The sequence below is a fragment of the Glutamicibacter sp. AGC84 genome, assembly GCF_053543575.1.
Genome location: NZ_JBLVOC010000012.1, coordinates 12,720 through 32,515, shown reverse-complemented (window position 1 = coordinate 32,515; position 19,796 = coordinate 12,720). Strand labels below are relative to the sequence as shown.

At 57.7% G+C, this 19,796-nt stretch carries 16 protein-coding genes and 3 pseudogenes; 6 read left to right on the top strand and 13 right to left on the bottom strand.

From position 1 onward, the window contains the following. Positions 1–272: 272 nt before the first annotated feature. The 6 genes from ACNPN0_RS07875 to ACNPN0_RS07850 all read right to left on the bottom strand — a co-directional run bounded on the left by ACNPN0_RS07875 (position 273) and on the right by ACNPN0_RS07850 (position 7,146). A complete protein-coding gene (locus ACNPN0_RS07875) occupies positions 273–1,367 on the bottom strand; it encodes a peptidase C39 family protein (protein ID WP_448938043.1) in 1,095 nt (364 codons plus the stop codon). 57 nt (positions 1,368–1,424) lie between these two features. Then, positions 1,425–3,506, bottom strand: a complete 2,082-nt coding sequence (locus tag ACNPN0_RS07870) for an iron ABC transporter permease (RefSeq protein WP_448938044.1) — start codon at positions 3,504–3,506, stop codon at positions 1,425–1,427. 72 nt (positions 3,507–3,578) lie between these two features. After that, positions 3,579–4,472: an ABC transporter substrate-binding protein gene (locus ACNPN0_RS07865; RefSeq protein ID WP_332595362.1), complete on the bottom strand. Its 894-nt coding sequence runs from the start codon at positions 4,470–4,472 to the stop codon at positions 3,579–3,581. A 220-nt stretch (positions 4,473–4,692) separates the two neighbouring features. Further along, positions 4,693–5,535, bottom strand: coding sequence for an ABC transporter ATP-binding protein (locus ACNPN0_RS07860; RefSeq protein WP_448938045.1), 843 nt, complete (start codon positions 5,533–5,535; stop codon positions 4,693–4,695). A gap of 117 nt (positions 5,536–5,652) precedes the next feature. After that, positions 5,653–6,486, bottom strand: a complete 834-nt coding sequence (locus tag ACNPN0_RS07855) for an AraC family transcriptional regulator (protein WP_448938046.1) — start codon at positions 6,484–6,486, stop codon at positions 5,653–5,655. A 183-nt stretch (positions 6,487–6,669) separates the two neighbouring features. Beyond that, a complete protein-coding gene (locus tag ACNPN0_RS07850; RefSeq protein WP_448938047.1) occupies positions 6,670–7,146 on the bottom strand; it encodes a GNAT family N-acetyltransferase in 477 nt (158 codons plus the stop codon). Between the two features lie 111 nt (positions 7,147–7,257). On the opposite strand from ACNPN0_RS07850, the pseudogene ACNPN0_RS07845 reads away from it, so the two are divergent. Beyond that, positions 7,258–8,333 (top strand): annotated as a pseudogene (locus tag ACNPN0_RS07845) (IS3 family transposase); the annotation flags it as partial. A gap of 48 nt (positions 8,334–8,381) precedes the next feature. Here ACNPN0_RS07845 and ACNPN0_RS07840 read toward each other — a convergent pair. Both ACNPN0_RS07840 and ACNPN0_RS07835 read right to left on the bottom strand, forming a co-directional pair. Then, positions 8,382–8,669 (bottom strand): hypothetical protein, encoded by a 288-nt coding sequence (locus tag ACNPN0_RS07840; protein WP_448938048.1) that lies wholly within the window; start codon positions 8,667–8,669, stop codon positions 8,382–8,384. 20 nt (positions 8,670–8,689) lie between these two features. Then, positions 8,690–9,331 (bottom strand): hypothetical protein, encoded by a 642-nt coding sequence (locus tag ACNPN0_RS07835; RefSeq protein WP_448938049.1) that lies wholly within the window; start codon positions 9,329–9,331, stop codon positions 8,690–8,692. A 90-nt stretch (positions 9,332–9,421) separates the two neighbouring features. Between ACNPN0_RS07835 and ACNPN0_RS07830 the strand changes: the two genes are divergently transcribed. From ACNPN0_RS07830 to ACNPN0_RS07820, 3 genes and pseudogenes are all read left to right on the top strand, one after another. Beyond that, positions 9,422–10,042 carry a TetR/AcrR family transcriptional regulator gene (locus tag ACNPN0_RS07830; protein ID WP_448938050.1) on the top strand — a complete coding sequence of 207 codons (621 nt, stop codon included), beginning with the start codon at positions 9,422–9,424 and terminating at the stop codon, positions 10,040–10,042. A gap of 410 nt (positions 10,043–10,452) precedes the next feature. After that, positions 10,453–11,505: a transposase gene (locus tag ACNPN0_RS07825; RefSeq protein WP_448938051.1), complete on the top strand. Its 1,053-nt coding sequence runs from the start codon at positions 10,453–10,455 to the stop codon at positions 11,503–11,505. 3 nt (positions 11,506–11,508) lie between these two features. After that, positions 11,509–12,958: pseudogene (locus tag ACNPN0_RS07820) on the top strand (IS1380 family transposase). Positions 12,959–13,690: 732 nt separating this feature from the next. Here the strand turns inward: ACNPN0_RS07820 and ACNPN0_RS07815 are convergent. From ACNPN0_RS07815 to ACNPN0_RS07805, 3 genes are all read right to left on the bottom strand, one after another. After that, entirely contained in the window at positions 13,691–14,497 is an 807-nt protein-coding gene (locus ACNPN0_RS07815; RefSeq protein WP_448938052.1) for an anti-sigma factor, read from the bottom strand. Beyond that, positions 14,497–15,057 (bottom strand): sigma-70 family RNA polymerase sigma factor, encoded by a 561-nt coding sequence (locus ACNPN0_RS07810; RefSeq protein ID WP_448938053.1) that lies wholly within the window; start codon positions 15,055–15,057, stop codon positions 14,497–14,499. The genes ACNPN0_RS07815 and ACNPN0_RS07810 overlap by 1 nt, the downstream gene beginning before the upstream one ends. A 152-nt stretch (positions 15,058–15,209) precedes the next feature. Continuing rightward, entirely contained in the window at positions 15,210–15,902 is a 693-nt protein-coding gene (locus tag ACNPN0_RS07805) for a fasciclin domain-containing protein (protein WP_448938054.1), read from the bottom strand. 1,142 nt (positions 15,903–17,044) lie between these two features. Here ACNPN0_RS07805 and ACNPN0_RS07800 point away from each other — a divergent pair. Both ACNPN0_RS07800 and ACNPN0_RS07795 read left to right on the top strand, forming a co-directional pair. Beyond that, positions 17,045–17,287: a hypothetical protein gene (locus ACNPN0_RS07800; protein ID WP_448938055.1), complete on the top strand. Its 243-nt coding sequence runs from the start codon at positions 17,045–17,047 to the stop codon at positions 17,285–17,287. Between the two features lie 208 nt (positions 17,288–17,495). Continuing rightward, complete coding sequence (locus ACNPN0_RS07795; protein ID WP_448938056.1) at positions 17,496–17,849, top strand: hypothetical protein; 354 nt, start codon at positions 17,496–17,498, stop codon at positions 17,847–17,849. Here the strand turns inward: ACNPN0_RS07795 and ACNPN0_RS07790 are convergent. Together ACNPN0_RS07790 and ACNPN0_RS07785 are read right to left on the bottom strand one after the other, a co-directional pair. Then, on the bottom strand, positions 17,846–19,156 hold the full coding sequence (locus tag ACNPN0_RS07790; protein ID WP_448938057.1) for a Y-family DNA polymerase: 1,311 nt from the start codon (positions 19,154–19,156) through the stop codon (positions 17,846–17,848). The genes ACNPN0_RS07795 and ACNPN0_RS07790 overlap by 4 nt on opposite strands. After that, positions 19,138–19,519: pseudogene (locus ACNPN0_RS07785) on the bottom strand (LexA family protein). The gene ACNPN0_RS07790 and the pseudogene ACNPN0_RS07785 overlap by 19 nt, the downstream one beginning before the upstream one ends. Between the last annotated feature and the right edge of the window lie 277 nt (positions 19,520–19,796).

Below are 19,796 nucleotides of genomic sequence, written 5' to 3'. Positions count from 1 at the left end.
ATCGGCGGCCTTAGCCTTGACTGATCCGCGAGGGGATCCGTAGAGACTGGTTATGGAGTCCTTGAAAAGCCTCTCGCGACTAATGGGGCCCGCATGATCCAACAATATTAGTGCGACACATGGTTGGGAGATTCTAGTACTAGTGAGTTCTCAAGGATTCTCGTTCTCGGCTGGGGAGCGGTGCCCGGCGAGACTTCTCGCAACCATTGAGTTGCAAGATGTCTCTGGACGGGTGTCGAATTCTTTTGTTATTGACGAACTTGATTGGTGATTTAGAGAGCACTCTCAGCCAGAATTAGCGCGGCTCGATAGCCATCTGACTCGAGACAAGACATGGCTTCCAGTTGCTGGAAAGCTATCGGTAGGCAGGTAGCATCCACCCAGCTCTCCCCGCTACCAACATCGACCCAAGAGTCCTCGATGAGAATAACGGGACGTTCCGTGGAACCAGCCGTTCCATGGCAGAGTAGCCAGTGCGGAACATCGTAGCCGAGCATCTGCTGCAATGATACTAGCAACAAGACCCGGGCACCCTGACTTAATGCTTTGTGAATCTGTGAGATTTCCATACGCGTAGAGGTCACCGGCAACCCGGTCGCTTCTGCACGGCGGCGCGAGTCAGCCTGCAAGATGCCCCGCCAACCACGTTCAACCTCGGGATAATAGTCGACGATTACTGGCTTATCGGTATCCAAAGACACCTGAACTGAGCTTGCGGGCCAGTGCTCTGCGATGGCCAGCCCGAGCCCCACGGGTTCGCAAGCCATGAAATTAGTCGCTTGACGCCACAGCAACAACTCGGCGGTACGCAGGCGATCCATCGTTGCAATGCTCATCGTTTCCCCGTGCGCGGCCAGCGCGGAAACCGCGGCGCAGGTGAAGTTCTCGCTTTGCTGGTAGTGCGCGGTTCGCAGATAGCGGGCTGGATGTGACCAGTGCACATAGCCGAATTTTGGAATCGATACCGAAGCATCCGTGGTGCAGCGTGGAGCAGGCAACGCCTGGAAACCCATTTGTTCAGCCAGATCTGCTAGCCACGGTTCTTCCGACCAGCTTTCCCATTTCACGCAGGCCAGATCTTTTTCCCTGGCGTAGTCCAGCACCGCACGGACGAGCTCTTCATATGCAGCTGTGTCACGGGCAAGAACCCCAGAGATCTTCACGTATGCAGTCGCCGAACGTGCGGTAAGCAATGCGGCACCGAATACTGTGGCATCTGATGACTGTATCGTGAGCAGCCGAGCGTTGACCGTTGCCATGCGACTTTCCCACGGACCTGACATGGAACCCAGATGCTGCAGTTGCGCCGGGTGGTGTTCAGGGTCGAAGGTCTGGATTCTCATTTGCCGGGCAGAGGGTTTCGCCATGATTCCTTACTATTAGGTTGGGTGGAGGCGGAGCCGGTTAGGATCCTCGCTTAACGCCTAGCCGCGTGATCGGTACAAAAGCCAAATGAAGTACGGGGAGCCGAGTAACGACACGATCAGACCAGCGGGAATCTGTGCCGGCGCGATTGCGGTACGGCCCAAAGTATCGGCCAGGCAAACCAGCAATGCTCCGAAAACCATGGACACCGGGATTGCCCGGTGATGGCGGGAACCCACCAACGACCGCGCCAGATGCGGGGCGATGAGTCCGACAAAGCCAACCACACCTACGGCCACTACGCTGAGTGCCGCAAGCAGCGCGGCAATGGACAATGAGACTAATCGGATGCGAATGGTCTTGACGCCCAGCACCCGGGGCAGGTCTTCGTCGATGGCTAGCAGGTCCAGCTTGCGTCCCATGAGCAGTACGACCGGAAGAGCTAATGCCAACACCGTCAGAACAGGTAACACGTCTGCGAACTGACGTCCATAAGTTGAGCCAGACAGCCAGGTGTAGATGCGCGGAGTTTCCCACGAATTAATGCTCAGCAGCAGGTAGGTGGTGACCGCAGAGAGCGTGTAGCCAGCACCGATGCCGATTAGCACAAAACGTTCAGGGGAGAATCCTCGACGCCAGGCTAGCGCGGTGATGGCAGCGAAGGTCGCGAGCCCGGCAATCACCGCAAAAATCACCAGTAGCGAGCGGGAACCGCCAAAGGCAGTGACCACTACAGCCGCGCCCAGCCCTGCCCCCGCGGTAATACCCAGGATTCCGGGCTCGGCCAATGGGTTGCGCACGGCGCCCTGCACCAAACAACCAGCCAGTCCTACGGCGGCTCCGGCACCCAGCGCCGCGCTGGTCCGTGGTGCACGTTCGGAGAAGGCTCGGGCAATGAGCTTGGGCGCATCATCCTGGAACCACAAGGCGAGATCTCCCAGCTTGAGTAACATGCTTCCGGCCAAAAGGCTTAGAATCACGGCTCCCAACAGCAAACTGAATCCCAGCGTCATGGTGAGAACGAATCGGCGGTTGCTGCACAATTTGCTTGCTACCTGTAACGGGTTGCGGGAGTTGGAAGCTTCGGGCAGTCGCATTGCCAAGATGATGATCAGCACCCCGCCCAGGATTGCGGTGGGAACTCCAGTAGGAATGGAAGCCGCACCTTGCGCACCGAGCGAGGCACGAAGCGAAACATCGGCCAGCAGGATCAGTAGCGCACCAATCAGGCCGGTGGCGGGGAGCAAGAACAGTTGACGGCGCAAGACTACCAGGCGGCGCGACAGCAGTCGGGCGAGCACGGGGGCGCCAAGCCCAACAAAAGCAATCGGGCCGGACAGCGAAACGGAAACGCCGGTGAGCAGCACAGCACACAGGACGGCGAGAGTGCGGGTTGAGCGCACCGGGATGCCGAGCACCGCAGCGTTTTCCTCACCCAAGGACAGGACATCCAGTCGGCGAGAGAGCAAGAGGCAGATGGCCAGCACCACCAAGATCACTGGCAGACTGCGCAAGAATGCATCGAGATTTAATTGGGCCAGCGACCCTGAACCCCAGGCATACAGTCCAGTCGTATTTTCCTTGAACAGCAGTAAAATGATTCCGCTGCCTGCTTCCAACGCCATAGCGATGGCTGAGCCAGCGAGGATCAACCGGGTGGTGGCGGTTCCCGCGCTGCGCCCAGAGATAGCCAATACGATCCCGGCGGCGAGCAGCCCGCCAGCGAATGCGAGAGTGCTGGAAGCTAGCGTGGACATGCTTATTCCCAAGGCAGCAGCCACGCTCAACGCGAAGAATGCACCAGAGGTGACAGCCAATGTGTCCGGCGAGGCCAGCGGGTTGCGGGTGACGGATTGGAGCAGTGAACCTGCTACCCCCAAAGCCAGACCGACGGCGGCACCCGCACAGAGGCGCGGTAGCCGGGAGCCGGTGAAGATCTCGGCGGCTCCCACCCCTCCGATACGGGTGTCATCTCCGGTGAGTGCGCGTAGCAGTTCACCCAAACCAATACCGGAGGTCCCCTGGGTGAGGTGCCAAGCACCCACCAGCAGTACCGCTGCCGCTAAGGCGGCTAGCAGACCTAGGCCAGTGGCGAGACGGGTACCGGTGACCGGCGCGGGGGAATAACCAGGGCCGGTCATTCGGATGCCGACCCCTCTGTCCACGATGTGTCGCTCTGCTGATTTTTCAGCGGTTTTCATTTCAGTTGTACGCTACTTGGCTTCCGAGGCGGAGGTCAGTGCATCGGTGAAGGCATCTACCGCTTGACTGGTGGATTTCGGCCCGCCGGCACCCCAGATGTTTGGGAACTGGAAGGTCCGGCCTTCCTTGACTGCGGTCAAGTTGTTCCAGATCTCGCTGGATTCCAGCTCGGTGGTCCACCCGGTGCCTGCGTCGTTGGAGTAGAACAGGTTGACGTCGCCAACGCCCGCTAGGCCTTCTATGTCCGTCTGGGCCAGTCCGTATTCTTTGTTCACCCCGCCGGATCCGAAGGACTTGTTGATGTCATCGTTCCAAGCTGGGCTCAGGCCCAGTTCCTTGCCAAGCTCTGTGAACAGAGCCCCGTCAGTGTATGGACGAATCGTCAGGTTGGAGCCGTCAACCCAACCGTCGAAGAAGAGGAAGTCGGTGGTTTCCAACTTCACCTCGGAGACTTCCTGTTTTTTCTGCGCCAAGTGGGCGTCGAATTCGTTGAGCACTAAGGCAGCACGCTCGGTGCGGCCGGTGGCTTCGGCGACCTGTGAGAAGACATTTTTCATGTTGCCGATGGGATCCGCAGAATCGTTGCCCTTGACCGCCAATACGGGAACGTCGCCCTTATCAAGCTGCGACAGCACGGGGTCTTCTTCACTAAAAGCGTCCACGATGATTAAGTCGGGGTCCAGCGCGTAGATCGAATCCAGATCTGGCTCGCCACGTTCACCCACCGAAGCAACACCCTCAGGCAGCTCCTCTGCAGTGACGTAGGTGCTATATCCATCTGGGGAAGCGACGCCCACCGGAGTGACGCACAAGGTCAGGACATCTTCAATTTCCTGCCATTCGAGTACCACCACGCGCTCGGCTGGTTTATCCAATTCAAGTGTGCGGCCCAGATCATCGGTCATAGATACCGGGTCTGTGCTAGTGGCGGTGGTGTCATTCGCGCAACTTGCGGATGCGGCAGCGGGGCTCCGTTCGGCACCAGCGCTGCTAATGTCCGTGGTACCGCAAGCGGTGGCTGAGAACAACAGTGCTAGAGCGGCCGCTGAAGTGACTGCATTTCGAGCGAGTGTAGGCATAGGTTTTCCCTTGTAATTATATGTTTCGGTGGTAGAAAGAAAGTGGTCAGCTCATCCGGTGGCGGCTAACCGGTTCGATGCGCAACAATCCATTCTGCTTATCAGAGAGGACCTGCACGGGGATCTCATAGACCTCCGAGAGGTTATCTGCGGTGAGGACCTCGGCAGGGGTTCCTGAGGCGTATACCCGGCCGTGTTTCATCAGCACCAGCCGATCAGCCAGCGCGGCGGCTTGATTCAGGTCATGCAGGACGATGCCGATGGCTAGCCGATCTCGACGGGCTAGATCATGGACCAGGTCTAGGGTCTCGACCTGATATCTCAAGTCGAGGTGATTGGTCGGCTCGTCGAGAAGCACCACATTGGTTTGCTGTGCCAGGCACACGGCCAACCAGACACGTTGAAGTTCTCCACCGGATAGTTCCCCAGCTGCCTTCCGGGACATCGAGGTAGTGCCAGTCAGTTCCATGGCCCAGGCAATCGCCGCATGATCCGCATCGGATAGCCCCGAGAAACCGCGCCGATATGGATGGCGACCTAAGGCGACGATATCTGCCACGGCTAACCCTTCCGGGGTGGCGTGGGACTGCGCGAAGAGCGTAACTTCGTGGGCGAATGTTCGTCCGTTCAGCGTGCTAATTTCGCGGGCCTCCCCGTGAGAATTGGAGATCGTGATGACCCCCGCGGTGCGCTCATGCAACCTTGCCATGGAACGGAGAAGTGTGGATTTTCCGCTGCCATTGGGTCCAATGAGTGCGGTGACTTCACCCGGGGATAAACGGATGGAAGCACCGTCCACTACAGTGCTTTTGCCGTAGCGCAGCACTACCTCGTGGACGAGCATCGTTCCGGGTGCAGCGGAAGCTGCTCCGGACGCCACATCTAGCATGCGTATTGACCGGATTGAATACATCCGATTTGAATAGGTATTTTCACTTAGGTAAGTCTAAGTTAACTAATCGATGTCAGCAATCGATGATTTCTGACAGTGCATCCGGCTTTTCGGTCACCTATTGACATTTTCTATGGCGAATGTGCCAGGTGTGGAGCCCATAGTGCGTCGAAAAGCGTCGATAAAAGTACTCGGCTGCGCGTAGCCCAGCATTTCAGAGATGTCTTGGACGCCTTCACCGTTGGTGAGCAGCTCCAGGGCGCGATGAATTTTCACCGCTTGACGCCACTGGGCAAAGGATAAGCCGGTTGCTTCGCGGAAGACTCGCGTGATGGTTCGTGAGCTGATTCCAGCATCTACCGCCCATCGCTCGAGAGATCGGTTATCCGCAGGGTTGGCTAGTAAACGGTTGGCAATGCCATGGATACGAGGGTCATCGGGCAAGCGCAGCGCTAGCTGATGAGCTGATGGTTTGAGTACGTCGAAAACTACAGCCTCCGCACGCGCTCTGGCTTCTTGGCTCAGTTCCCGACTGGATAAATGGACCAGCAACGACTTAAGCAACGGTTTCATGTCGATCACTGTAGGGGTACTGAATGGGGTGGTGGTTCGTTCAGGGGAAAAGAACGCGCTGAAAAGTTCTACATGTGCGGTCAGGCGTCCACCGTGCAGCGCTCCGGACGGAATCCACAGACCATGACCCTCGGAGACCGTAAAAATCTGTCCTTCGATTTGAGCGGTGAGTGTCCCATCTTGGGTCCATAAGAGCTCATGGGCCAGGTGCGAATGAGGCTCCCACTCCGTAGAGACATCAATGGTGTGCGTTTCGCTCAGAATCACAAATGATGAGGTCGCATCGCTAGGCAAGGCAGTTGCTTGCACTAGAGCAGTACCTGGTTCACGGGACCAAGTACCAAGCCCGATGGTCGAGGTAGGAGGGGAAGTCATATTTGCAGTATAGAAAGTATTCGGCATGACATAGCAGGTTTCATGTTAGATCTACCGAACCCCTTGAAGAACGGTTCAATAATCGCGTGCCAAAATTCTACGGATCGACTACTAAACCAAATACATTTCACCCCCAACTGGTTCAATCAGGAATCTAGGCTGCGTTCGGTTACCCACAGAAGGCTATTCCAGTGTGTAGTACTCAAGCATGTCATCACGTTTTTCCAGTCTGAATCCTCGACTGGTGAGCAGTCGGGTTGAAGCAGTGTTAGCCGGAGATACGCGGGCACTGAATTTCGTAATTCCGTATATCTTGGGAATTGAAATCAGGGTGCTATCGAGCACGGCTCCACCAACTCCTCGCCCCCATTGATCTGGAGATACCCAGTAACCGACCTCCACGCAACTTTCCAGCCGGGTGCAAAACACGAGGCCCACTGCTGCATTTGCTTCAGTTGCTAGGAACCATCGAGAGCCCCCCACAGTGTCGAGTGGTTCATGTTGGAGGGATTGCTTAACGCAGGCGTTGATGGTTTGCCGGTCCCATGGCTCCCCATACCCAATAAAACGAGCTACACGTTCATCCGAGGCCATGCTGGCAAAGAATTCGGTGTCTGCGCTGCGAAATGGACGCAGGGTAATTGATTGTGAGCGCGACATCCAAAGCCTTTCGATGTCGTAAACTTAAAAAACTCTTAAATGCATTAAACAGTACTAGACCTACCTATGGCGCTCTTATTTCAAAAAGAGGTCAATGAGCGCTCAGAATCCCGCGCCGACCGCGCCGAGCGTCCCATAGTGGAAACCGAAGAACACGGCCCAGTGAAACGGTCCACAACGAGAACCTGCGCAAAAAACTGTTGAAGGTGAAACGGGAGAACGGCTTCATAAAAGTTGTCGGCGCCGATCGCGCCGCGAACAGTAAGGAGTAAGCGCGGTCTTAGACTTCATCGAAGCCCACATAGGCGAGTATCCAGTGAACTGGATGGGCAGGAAACCCAGAATTCCAGGGGCAGTCACTACCGATGTCTGAACGCCTGCCAAGAGCTGAGCGAAGCCTAAGTCCTGCGAGCACACCGCACGAAACTGCTCCAGGACGAGTGTGAGGCGTCCAACCAGGTCGCCGGTGGCGGACAATTAGTGGATTTGATCCGCAAAAACCATGAGGAAGACATCTCGACATCCACGGTGATGTCGCTCATGAAAGAGCTGAGAATCCGTGCCAGGCGGATGAGCGCCTTCAAAACCACGACCGTGCGTGAGCGCCAATCCCGGACGGTGCGTATAGAAAACCATAGGGTCGACAATCTCGGCATGCGTGGCTTCCGCTCCTCGCGGCTTGCGGCGAAACTGTTAGGCGATATCGCCTGCCTGCGCGCCGGTGAAGGCTGGTTGTATTTGGCGACGGTGATCGATTTGAATTCGCGACAGATCGTGGGCTGGTCAATGGGTAAGAACATGTAAACGTAGTTGGCCATTGACGCGAGGGGGCTTGCTGCGTCGCAGGCGTTCATCCAGTTTGGTAGTGTGTTCCATTCAGACCGAGGCCCCAATGTACCTCGGCGCGTTCCAGAGGTGGTGTGCTGCGCACAGGGTGCGGTAGTCGACGGGACGCGCCGGGGTGTCCCTGGGATAATTCCGTCGCCGAGTCAGCCTTCTGGACGATCAAGAAGGAAATGTTCCACCAGAGGTTCTTCAGCAGCAGGGTGGCTGCGTGTGCCGCAGTGAAGGAGTACATCGCGGTTTGGTACAACCGGAAGCGCCCGTATACGGCAAATGGCGGAGTTAGCCCCCAGGTGGTTCTGGACTCGTATCAGGAAAGGGATCCTCTAGCTTTGACGGCTTGAGGAAATATACAAGAAGATCAAAGTTCGTGTCCCAAAAACTTGACCAGCTCACAGTAAGGGGATGAGCAAGGCCAGGGAGAGCGCGCCGGCGGCCTGTTGGAGCGGCGTGAAGCCGGCACGCCCGAGAATTTCGGTATCGATATGACGGGCACCGAGGAGGGATAGCTGCGCGAAACCTGCAAAGCCCACGAGAAGCAGGGCGATCGCGAGGATCCCGCGCGGGATCTTGCGCTTTTCGCCCGCGTAGACGCGGTGGTATTCGGCGGCGGGCGGAACGCGGGAAGCTGATATCGGTTCGTCGATTTGGAGGAGCCAGTTTGAGGCGGCGTTCGGCATAGTTGTTTCCTTTCGCGGGCTTAGCTGGCGAGTTCGTCGATCCAGCTCGATCGCATCCGCAAGGCTCGTTCCGTGCTGCCAAGAACGGCCCCGAACCCGATGAAAAGGTTGCCCTGGAGCGGGAGTTGCACAGGAGAAGTGAAGGTGCCTATCGAATCGGCGATGGGAGGAATCCGGGATATCGATTCAATGATCTGAGGCACCGTGATGCACAGGCCGGCGAAGACCAGTGCGGTCGAGACGATGCCGATGAATCGGCTCAGGCCCGGATGCCTGTGATGCAGCCTGGCACGGCGCCCTTCCGCGGATGCGGGATCTGGGGCCAGTTGCAGTTCGCTGCCGCCTGCGGGCAGATAGTGGCAGCGCTTGAGTCCGAAGCCGTTGGCAGCGACTTCGATGTGGCCGCCTGGGACTGGGAAGCGCGCGGGCATCTTCGAGTACGAGTGCAACGATCCATTCACATAGAGGCGGGCCCTGATCACGCCATCAGCCATGTCGCCGCCGTGGCGAACATCAACCGTGTAGGTGGATGCTGTCCCATCGGGAGAGGGCAGGGCGATGGTGCGCAAGGACCTGCTGAATATCTGCCACCAGCGCAAGCGCTGCACCGGCTCGCCGGATCCGGCACGCACGCGATGGTTCAGCCACCTTTTGAACTTCATTTTCCGTCCTCGTTTCCAGACTAGTACACCGTAATAGTCAATAATGGGATAGACTAGCACACTGTAATAGTTTTGTAACGAGAGGACGCCATGGGCAGCCAGCCTGATGCATCGAGAGAAGTGGGCACGCGTGAGAAGATCCTGATCGCTGCGGCGACGATGCTCGGCGAGAATCCAACCGCGCGTTTGAGCGTTCGGGCGGTCGCCGCTCGCGCTGAAGTGAGTACGGGTTCGCTGCGGCATTTCTTCCCCACGCAGCGTGCCCTCGTCGACACTGTCGTCGCCGGAATCTACGACGTCGACATTCCCGACGATCCGATCAACAATCGGGCTCTCATGCCGACCGAGCGCCTGACCGCATGTTTGCGGTTGCTCCTCGCGCAATTCGGTGCCGGCGATCGCGCCCGGGAGCAATGGGGGTTCTTGTATGAGGCGTACGTGGCCTCCGCACCGTCCGAAGATGAGACGAGAACCTACCTCGCGCTCGAGCGGATGGGGCGTCATCGTGTGGAGCGGTGGTTGGGTGCGCTTATTGAGGAAGGCGCAATTCCCGCCGGGCAGATTGAGCAGCGGGCACGATTCCTCGCGACCGTAATCAGCGGCCTCATGACGGAGCGTGCTCTGCCCGCCGAGGAAGTACGGGTTGAAGCTGAAGCGGAAACGCTCCGTCTTGCCGTACACGCAGTGACAACCGCATGGAGTGCGGCCTAAGCGGCTCTAGCCCGGGAATTTCATGAAGACGGGTAGTCATTAACTGACTTAAAAGATGAAAAGGTGATCTGAACTGGGAAAAGGGGAGTGTCTAAGCTTCCAAAATACCCGTTCAAGGGATCACCTTTTCTTTAATGGTCTTGGCAGGTCTGGTTACCCGCTGGCAAGATCGATGCCAACCTGACACAGCGTGACTCACACCTTTTCTGGCCAGAGGTTTACGCTCTGTGCCATGTCACTGATTTGTCCGCTGCGATGGGCTGGCATTGGTCTGGCCCCTTGCCATGGCTTGATAAAAGGCTGGCCGCTTCTTCACAAGAGGCGTGACTCATTAGAGAACTGCCTGACAGGACTCCATTCCAGACAGATGCCACAACAACGGCCATCAACTGGAATAGAGGTCCACCATCATGACCAACGTGGCAGAGAAATACGACTACGTCATCGGAGTCGACACCCACGCCCGCACCCACACCTACGCGATCATTAACACCAGAACTGGCGCCCGTACTGGCTGCGAAGCATTCCCGGTATCTGGGCCCGGCATGGGCAGAGCCATCGCCTGGATCCGACGTAACACCACCAACGAGATCATTGCTGCTGTGGAAGGCACCAAATCTAACGGAGCGTCAATCTGCCGCAAATTTACGGAAGCCGGCATCACCGTCACTGAGGTAAAACCACCACGCAAACAAGCTCGCGCAGGCATCGGCAAGACGGACGAAATCGATGCAACCGCCGCAGCGATGAGCGTCCTCGGCACTGAAATTGAATTGTTGTTACAGCCGCGCACCGACGGAATTCGGACAGCAATGAATCTCCTATTGACCCGCCGTAGGCGGATCGAACAGCAATGCACAGCTAACCGCAACGCACTGAATGCTTTGGTTCGTCAAACCGATTTTGGCTTAGACGCACGTCGGGCTCTAACCGACCAACAAATTACGGAAATCAGTGCCTGGCGAAGTTGTCGCAACGATGGAATTGAGCAATGTATTGCCCGGCAGGAAGCCTCAGAATTAGCTAACGACATCCTCAGCGCGTCGGCACGGCTGAAAAGCAATAAGGCACAGTCGGCTGAGCTCAGCGAACAGATTGCTCCTGGATTCCAGGACCAGCCGGGTCTTGGGCCTGTAACCACGGGTATCATTCTGGCGTCCTACTCGCATCATGGCCGGTTCCGATCAGAAGCCGCGTTTGCGTCACTGGCAGGCGCGGCTCCTCTGCAGGCCTCGTCGGGCAACGTTACAAGGCATCGGCTAAATCGACACGGCGACCGGCAACCTAACATGGCCTTAGGCATAGTGATCAAGAACCGAATGATCCACGATCAAACGACCAAGGAGTATGCCGAACGGCGAACAGCTGAGGGGTTGAGCTATCAGGAGATCAAACGTGCTCTGAAACGGTATCTCGCACGCAGTATTTTCCGGCAGCGAGAGAAGATTTTTACCTTGACATGAGACATAAAAGGATCAGCGAACCATTCTACCCACATTTTCCCTGCCTTACCGACCCAACCCACCGGCCGAACCCTGGTCTCCTATGCTGGGCTGTCGGTGTTGACCGGCTTCCTGAACGCGGTGGGCTTTCGCGCTCTTTGCGAAGACCGGTTCAGCCAGTTCGTACCAGCCACCGCAACCCACCGGCCAGGAAAAATCCTCGGAACCCTCGCCTTATCGCTGGCCGCCGGCGGGCAGCAAGCCACCGACATTGACCAGCTACGCGCCGCACCAGAGCTCTTCGGCCCCGTAGCTTCGGATGCCACAATCAGCCGAATCATGCGCCGAATCAATGAACAACCAGAAGCTTTCGCCTATGGCTTCGCCACCATGACCCGCAGCCTGCGATCCAAAGTCTGGGTTGCGGCCGGGCCACGGAATCCTGCGCGGCTGGCCACGCCAGCCAAACCGCTGATTATCGACCTCGACGCCTCGCTGGTTCATGTCCACTCCGAAAAAGAATCCAGCGCAGGAACGTATAAAGGCGGGTACGGTTTCTCACCGATGATCGCCATGCCCGACTACGGCAAGACGAATGGAACCGGAGAAGTCCTCGCCGTGCACCTGCGCCCGGGAAACCGGGGCCCGAACTCAGCCCGCTTCCCATATCGAGGTGCTCAGCCAAGCGTTGGCCCAACTACCTGATGATTTCTACGACGAGCACGGAAACCTGTGTGGTGAGAAGATCCTGGTCCGCACCGATAGTGCCGGATCTTCGCGTGAGTTCTTGCCTCACCTGGATTCGCTGGGGATCCAATTCTCCACCTCGTATTCGCTGCCGGTCATCAAGGAGCGGTTCATCCGGTGGATCGATGAGAAGAAGTACTGGGAACCAGCGCTGACCGCTGACGGGGACCAGCGTGATGATGCGTGGGTGATCGACGCGTCCAAGGTGATCGAGCTGAAGGACCACCCTCCAGGAACAAGGATTTACTTGCGGGCCGAGCCGTTGCATCCCGGAGCGAAAGCGACCTTGTTCGATACCGACGGGAACAGGGTGGCGGTGTTCTTGACCAATAGTCCGCGGTTCAACGTGGCGTTCCTCGATGCCCGGCACCGGGCCCGCGGCCGGTGCGAAAACCGGATCAAGACGCTGAAGAGCGCGGGGTTGGGGAAGTTGCCGAATTGGTCTTTTGCCACGAACCAGGTGTGGGCTGACTTGGCGATGTTCGCACTGAATCTGGTGTCGTGGCTGCAGTTGGCGGTGTTGCCTGGTGGCCATGACGCTTCAGTGTGTGATGTGAAGCGGTGGCGGTACCGGCTATTTTCGATGGCCGGGAAAGTTGTCTCTGGTGGCCGGCAACGCCGGCTGCTGATCCCCGAAAGTGCACCAGAAGCGCAACTTCTATGCCAATTGAATGAGGGCATCGGTACGTTGTACCAGCGGTGGCGGCACGGTGAGCTGGCCGCCTGATCTGGTGGTTGTCCTGTGGTTTCTTTGGTTTCGAAAGGTCTATGTAGCCCGGGTTGGTGGAGCCTGGCACCCAGCGCTGGTGTGTCAGGCGCTCTTCGGCGTGGGCAGAGGCTGCGACGGCCACCGGGAATCTCTTGGGAATGGATTTCGGTGGCCGTCGGAGCCGTTATGAAAAACCTGGGTTAGCCATTGTCAGGGTTTTCTCGATACAGAATTCCAAGGTGCCCTGGTCGGAAAGCATCCGGTCCTTCGCTAAAAAAGCAGGGTAGTAAGGTCTTGAGCGATGCTGGAGGTGGAGTTCAGACGCTCAATTCTGCTGTTTTCGACGATTGCACCGCAATTGCGATTCGGTGCTACCTTACGGTTGTATCGCGACCCAGATTCCGAAACGTACCAAAGTACCTATTTCAGTAATCGCATGATGCCCGAAAATATAAAGTTTCAATACTGGCACACTGCAGACACTGCTTGAAAGAAATAAATATTTCTTTATTTATTGAAGGTAAGGGAGGGTGATCGAGGTGATGGACCAGGACCGTGCTCAACGCGGCACACATCTACCGTGCAACCAGCACCGTCAGATGGCGGAGGGCCCTGATCTGTCCTGATGATGTGCCCGAACCATGGTGTGTGGGTGCGAGCGGGAGCCTTTCGTGATCAGTACAACGAACCTGCCGAGGGATTGAATTGGTAGTTCCTGGCTCTCTGGGCCCTCGGATTCAAGCGAGTTGGCTAGAGATCTTGGAGCATCAGCGGATCACTTGTTGGGGAGGGCGAGCCGTTCTCCGGTTCGATCGTGACGCCTAGGTGCGTGATTCCGGCCATGGAGCCGCTGATCATTGTCGTGCCTGAGGAGTCCTGGAGGTCCAGCATCCCTGCCGGAATTGCCCCATCGGCTGAGATGAGCCAGAGCTCATAGCCTTGATCTTCCGCTAGAGCTGGCATGCCTGTGACTGATACGGACATCAGACCTTCAGCAACGGAGTAAGCCAGACGCATGGTTGCCCCGGATTCCAGGGCTTGCGAAGTGGATTTCATGTCCTGTGCGCTGAGAATCTGCTTCATGGAGTTCCGCTCGGTGAGCATGCCATTGATCAGCGCCTGCTGTTCCTTATTTTGCGTATTCAGGTTCCAGGTTGCTGCTCCCAGCCCGCCGGCTGCGAGCAGGAGGACCGTTGCCGCGAGGCCGAAGAGCTTCTTCGGAAGCCCCGCATTGTTCGGTGCTGGGGGACTAGTTGCCTCGCGAGTCGAGGCGAGCGGTGGGGGCGCGGCAGTATCGTGCACAGGCGGCGCAGAGGGAACGTCTGGGTGCACCTGTTCGACTTGTCGAATTGCTTGCATGACGTTGGCTTTCAACCGTGCTGGCGGCAGCACTGCAGGCGCTGCCAGACCCAACAGGCTTGCGGTTTCCTGCAACGAGTCGAGTTCTTGCTGCGCTTGAGGCAAGTCGGCTATCTGTGCCAACGCTGCCTGGCGCTCAGTGCTGCTGGTGGTGTTGAGCGCAAGTTCGACAAGGAGGTCCTGGCCAGGCTGTGTCATTATGCGACTCCCATGAGGTCTCGAAGTTTCCTCAGAGCATCGAGGAGCTGTAATTTTACGGTTTCCACCGGAAGCTGCAGTTGCGCTGCTACTTCAGTATCGCCAAGGCCTGCGAAGTAGGTTAAATGCAGTGCTTGCTGTTGCATATCACTGAGTTTCCCAAAGGCTTGCGACAGTGCAGGGTTCTCCGTGAATCTGCGTTGCCCCTCGGTGGTTGGCGGACGGGCGGCCTTGGCCCCTGGCTGTTGCAACCCGAGGGACTCGCGCAGATGCCAAAGGCATCGCTGGTGGGCAATGTTTGCCAGCCAGGCCAGCGCCGAAAGGTTCCCGGAGCTGAATCGCGGGGCTTGGCTCCAAGCATCGACGAAAATCTTCTCCAAGACCTGCTCGCTGCTATGCGTGGTGCCCAGTAGTGCTTGGACCATTCCAAAGATCTGTGCGCAGCTTTGATCGTAGAACAGGCCAAAAGCATCAGAGTCGCCTTGACCTGCACGAATCAAGAGCTGTTGCGCGTCAGCAGCGACACCTTGTTGCACGGGGCTCGAGTGATTCGGGGTCATGAGATCAAGGATCTCACAGGTCATCGCGGGAGTATGCAATCTTGGAATGCAGAGAACCGTGGTTAGGTTGCAACAGGCCGGGAGAACAGGCTGTTGGCGCGATGCCAAGAGCCTGTTCACCCGGCCTGTCAGAGAGCGAGGCGCGCTGTACTTTAGTTCTTGGCTGGTGGCATCAGCACCGAGTCAACCAGGTACACGGTGGCGTTAGCGGTCTGCACGCCGCCGCATAGGACCTTCGCATCGTTGACCATGAGATCATCGCCGCTGCCGCTGACCTCGACGGTGTCGCCCTGCACGGTTTCCAGTGCGCCGCTGATGTCAGCTGGGGCGATCTGGCCCGGGACCACGTGGTAGGTCAGGATCGTGGAGAGCATGTCTGCATCCTCGGTCACTGCCTTCAGGTCATCGGCTGGCAATGCGGCGAATGCGTCGTCCACTGGAGCGAAGACGGTGAATTCGGCGCCGTTCAAGGTGTCAACCAGATCCACGTCCTTGTTCAGCTCGCCGGAGACAGCCTTAGTCAAGGTGGTCAGTAACGGGTTGTTCGAGGCGGCTACGGCCACTGGATCCTTGGCCATGCCCGCAACGGATCCCGCGCCCTCGGGGACGGCTTCTGCATAGTCCGCGCACTGTGGGCCGACGAGGTTTGCTGCCGGGTCCATGGCTGGTTCGCTGGCCATAGGGGAGTCCTCCGTGGCTGGCGAGCTGCTAGGCGCCTGGCTGGACATCGTGGAGTCAGAGGAGGAAGAATCTGCGGATTCATCCATTGTGCAGGCGCTGAGTCCCAAAGCTGCTACTGCGGCGATCGAGAGCAGTCCTGCCATTTTGCGTGGCATGCGGTTCATGTACTTCTCCTTGCCTGGAGCCCTGGTCAGGGCGGGATTATGTGGTTGCGAACTCTTGCTCTGAAGTGTTCTTGATAGGCATTCGGAACCCAGGCAGGCGCGGATTGGTTTTAAAAGAAATTTCTTTTGCTTGTTGCGCCGACGTCCCTCGCCAAGATCTCGGCGCTGGAATCAGCCCATGCTCAGCGGGCCTGGGAATTTCGGGGATCTGCATAGGAGGTCGCCTTCAACTTCTCTTTGAGCGTGCCTGGAGAACGTTCATTCGGCTCTGTCGGGGGAGGAGACGGCAGTCGCCAGCTGGGTGGCCCCGATGTACGGAAGAAGCTTCAATGGGCTGTGGCATGTCCTGTGGAGGTCGCCCACAAAGCTGCGGGGTGGGTGGCCAACTCGTGTGGGCAACCTTGTCTGCCGGTCTCGAGGACCTCGTTGCTTGCCTTACCTTTAAAATTCTGCCTGCCTGCGCTCGGCATAAGCTTCATCCCTCCGTTGCTCTGCTTGCAATCTAGCGCCCGAGCACGAAGCCGCAGGCGCAATTCGGAACTGGGGTGTTCGTGCTTCTTCGATCAAGCACTCTTTGAGTAAATGAATAATTGCTCATTTACTCCACATGTAGGCAATCATCCTCGGATTCCCAGGAACCTGGACTGGGCAACCTGCCTACTGCGCACGAAAAACTTGATTCTTTCCTCTGTTTTTCCTGTACGCAGGTAGGATGCAGTAAAGAAACGGCCATCTGTAAGCCAGTCAGGTTCTGAGGTATCTGGGTTTCGACACGTCGGTCAATTTTGGCCTGCATGCGGCCTCGAGCAAGGTCGTTTCGGAGTCAGATGCGGGATAGAGCTTGAAGCGGTGCTGAACGCGTAGATGGAATAGAACGTATCGGGGTCACCTAAGATGAAATTTTGCTAGCCAATAGAAGCGGATTTCAGGCATCTAGCGCTAATCCGCCGAGCTCATGCCCTGCACCGAGGAGATTGCTTTGTTGGCCAGCGAAGACGACGAAAAACGAAGCCATGTAGCGATGGCATCGCCACCGTAATCCGGGAGATCCTGTCCTTAGCATGGGTTACGGTGAAGAAGACAAAAAGAACAGCATTGCCTCGTCGTTCAATGCCTTCCGCTCCGGCCGCTTAGGAGAGATCATGCCCCGCAACGCCTCAGAGATCTACGAGGATCTCAAAACCTTGGCCAACGAGCTAGAAGACCTCGCCGCGACCGGACGCATCACCATGAGCACCGACCCCTGGAACAAGGACTACCCCGATACGAAACAGGCCGTTTCCCAAACCATGAACGGGTTGCAAACCGCAATCGACGCCACCTGCTGGATGGAAACCCTGCCCGAACCCGAATCAACCGCGACGAGAACAACTGAACGCGGTTAAGCCTCCTGCCCACCTATGCACAGTAAAATCCCAATCCGCTGTGCTGGTTTTCCTGCGCACACGTGGAGAGCACGAACCAACCGACCGCTCGGACACGAGCCGCGAGCTGCAGTCCCTGAGCCCGCCCGCTACGGGGGATCGCGGCCCATGCACAGCCTCTGTACTATGGCCGGAACCGAAGAGAGACACGGAAAGGCCAGCGCAGAAGATGCTCCATAGTGAAGTAGGCCGGTTGAATGAAAGGCACGCGCGCCGCGTAAATCGAGAACTCAACGCTCTCAGCGAAGTGCCGATGAACCATCCCTTCGAACACCTCCTCGCCAAGTCTGAATTCGATGCAGGATCCTATGACCACATGGGGAGAATAATCCCCTTGATCTTGACTTCTTTAGCGATCCTGTTCGCCGGAGGCAGTCTTGCCGGCACGGTGCCAAGCATCGGATACCTGGTGTTCTGGGGCGTAGGGGTAGCAGTCGCTGGGATTATCGGGCTTTCAGCGCTCAATGCAACGATTCGGGCGAAACGCGCGGCCATAGCCCTCTACAAGCACCGCCACCCTTAGACCGCTCTGACGGTCATCAATTCCCTCCAGTGCGTGGTGTATCGCGGGCTCATCATCTCCCGACGCATCTCCCACGCCGGTCCCTGCTGCAGGCCCGCAGCACCGAGCCCAATGGACTTGACCCCGTGCTCGGCACGGATCTGCTGGATCAGCGGACCGATCTGCTTCGCCTCATGCGCTGACACGAAAGGGTCGAACGTCTCTTGCATCGCCCATGGCTGAAGATCCATGACTACTACTCCGGCCCGAGCGTATTTCACTCCGGCCAGGATCTGGGGGAGTAGCTGTTTCGCTGCGCGGGTGAGCACTACCGGGTCGGATGTGGGTCCTGGCAGCTTCACAGTGATCGATGGCTGGTGGTTCTGGTGCTGGTTGTAGTAGCTGGTCATTGCCCATGCGGAGAGGATCTTGGCTTGGCGTTGGTGCTTGTGCAATCTGGCGGAGGCTTGCTGCGCGTAGATTCCCATTACTTGTTCCATGCCTACCCGGTCGGTGATTGGGTCGGAGAAGCTGCGGGAGAAGATCAGCTGGTCCTTGATCACCCGTTCTTCCTCCATCGGTATGCATGGAATCCCGCGCAGCTCCAAGACGGTGCGCATCTGGACAATGGAGAATGTGTCCCGGATCCGCATTTCGTCCGCATCCCGCAGATCCTTGATCGTATGGATGCCTAGTCCTCGGAGTCGTTTGGTGAGCCGAGGGCCAATGCCCCACGTTTCGATAACGGGCAAGCTGGCCAGGAGGTTCTCAGTAGTCTGTGTGGGAGCGCGTTCCCACACGCATACCCCGTCCAGCACTTTGATGTGCTTTGCTGTCTTGTTAGCTAGTTTTGCGAGAGTTTTACTTTTCGAGATACCTACACAGACTGGTAACCCTGTCAGTCGGCGTATCTCTGCCTTGATCCGTTCACCGAGCAGTTGCAGCTCTTCGAGAGTGCCGGTGACCCCGAGGAATGCTTCGTCAATGGAATACACCTCGACCCAAGCGGAGAACCGGCCCAGGAGCTTCATCACGCGGGCCGACATTTCCCCGTACAGCTCATAATTGGAGGACTTGGCGACTAGTCTGGTGCGTGGGGCATCGGCGGCGAGTTTGAACCAGGGCGCACCCATCTCGATGCCCAGAGCTTTCGCCTCGGCGCTGCGCGCGACCGCGCAGCCGTCGTTGTTGGACAGCACGATGACTGGGCGTGCTTCGAGTGTCGGGTCGAAGACCCGTTCGCAGGAGACGTAGAAGCTGTTCACGTCCACGTGCGCGATGTACTCGCCCCGCCGGCTGGCGGTGGAGGCTACAGGTGGTGCAGGCATGTGGTGGCCACGCCCCAGATCCGGAAATCCGACAGTTCCGCCACGCGCAGGTCCGGGTAGTCCGGGTTCTCGGCCTTCAGTACCACCCCCCGCAGGGCCGGCGGAGAGCCTTTTGACGGTCATTTCCCCGTCGATGACCGCGATCACCACATGCCCGTCCTTAGGTTGCACGGACCGGTCAACGATCAGTTCATCCCCGTCGCTGATCCCCGCGTCCCGCATGGACTCGCCGGAGACCCGCACGATGAACGTGGAGACCTGGTCGCGGATCAGCATCTCGGTCAGGTCGATCTTCGTGTCCGAGTAGTCCTGGGCGGGGGAGGGGTAGCCGGCGGGCACACGGTCCAGCGCCACCGCGACCATGCGCTGCGGCGGGGTGGCCAGCTCACAAACCTGTATTCGATAAACCTTCATGACAACACCTAATCATAGAATACATATTCTAATGATTGAGTGTATAGGGTGCGGCCGACAGGTAAGGGGGCGAACCGAGAAAAGGAGCGTGGGCTGAGTTCCTATAAAGTGCCCGGGGTTTATGCACGAGAGGCGAAGGGGGTTTTCAGCCGATGTCTTGGTACAGAAGTGTTACCGATGTCCCGATAGAAAGCACGGTTAAATGGGAGACGGTCGTTGCAACCCC

Bases quoted from the DNA above. Each gene is read 5' to 3' on its own strand.
- ACNPN0_RS07875 (WP_448938043.1), bottom strand. From the start codon at position 1,367: ATGGCGAAACCCTCTGCCCGGCAAATGAGAATCCAGACCTTCGACCCT.
- ACNPN0_RS07870 (WP_448938044.1), bottom strand. From the start codon at position 3,506: ATGACCGGCCCTGGTTATTCCCCCGCGCCGGTCACCGGTACCCGTCTC.
- ACNPN0_RS07865 (WP_332595362.1), bottom strand. From the start codon at position 4,472: ATGACCGATGATCTGGGCCGCACACTTGAATTGGATAAACCAGCCGAG.
- ACNPN0_RS07860 (WP_448938045.1), bottom strand. From the start codon at position 5,535: ATGCTAGATGTGGCGTCCGGAGCAGCTTCCGCTGCACCCGGAACGATG.
- ACNPN0_RS07855 (WP_448938046.1), bottom strand. From the start codon at position 6,486: ATGACTTCCCCTCCTACCTCGACCATCGGGCTTGGTACTTGGTCCCGT.
- ACNPN0_RS07850 (WP_448938047.1), bottom strand. From the start codon at position 7,146: ATGTCGCGCTCACAATCAATTACCCTGCGTCCATTTCGCAGCGCAGAC.
- ACNPN0_RS07840 (WP_448938048.1), bottom strand. From the start codon at position 8,669: ATGCCGAACGCCGCCTCAAACTGGCTCCTCCAAATCGACGAACCGATA.
- ACNPN0_RS07835 (WP_448938049.1), bottom strand. From the start codon at position 9,331: ATGAAGTTCAAAAGGTGGCTGAACCATCGCGTGCGTGCCGGATCCGGC.
- ACNPN0_RS07830 (WP_448938050.1), top strand. From the start codon at position 9,422: ATGGGCAGCCAGCCTGATGCATCGAGAGAAGTGGGCACGCGTGAGAAG.
- ACNPN0_RS07825 (WP_448938051.1), top strand. From the start codon at position 10,453: ATGACCAACGTGGCAGAGAAATACGACTACGTCATCGGAGTCGACACC.
- ACNPN0_RS07815 (WP_448938052.1), bottom strand. From the start codon at position 14,497: ATGACACAGCCTGGCCAGGACCTCCTTGTCGAACTTGCGCTCAACACC.
- ACNPN0_RS07810 (WP_448938053.1), bottom strand. From the start codon at position 15,057: ATGACCCCGAATCACTCGAGCCCCGTGCAACAAGGTGTCGCTGCTGAC.
- ACNPN0_RS07805 (WP_448938054.1), bottom strand. From the start codon at position 15,902: ATGAACCGCATGCCACGCAAAATGGCAGGACTGCTCTCGATCGCCGCA.
- ACNPN0_RS07800 (WP_448938055.1), top strand. From the start codon at position 17,045: ATGCCCCGCAACGCCTCAGAGATCTACGAGGATCTCAAAACCTTGGCC.
- ACNPN0_RS07795 (WP_448938056.1), top strand. From the start codon at position 17,496: ATGCTCCATAGTGAAGTAGGCCGGTTGAATGAAAGGCACGCGCGCCGC.
- ACNPN0_RS07790 (WP_448938057.1), bottom strand. From the start codon at position 19,156: ATGCCTGCACCACCTGTAGCCTCCACCGCCAGCCGGCGGGGCGAGTAC.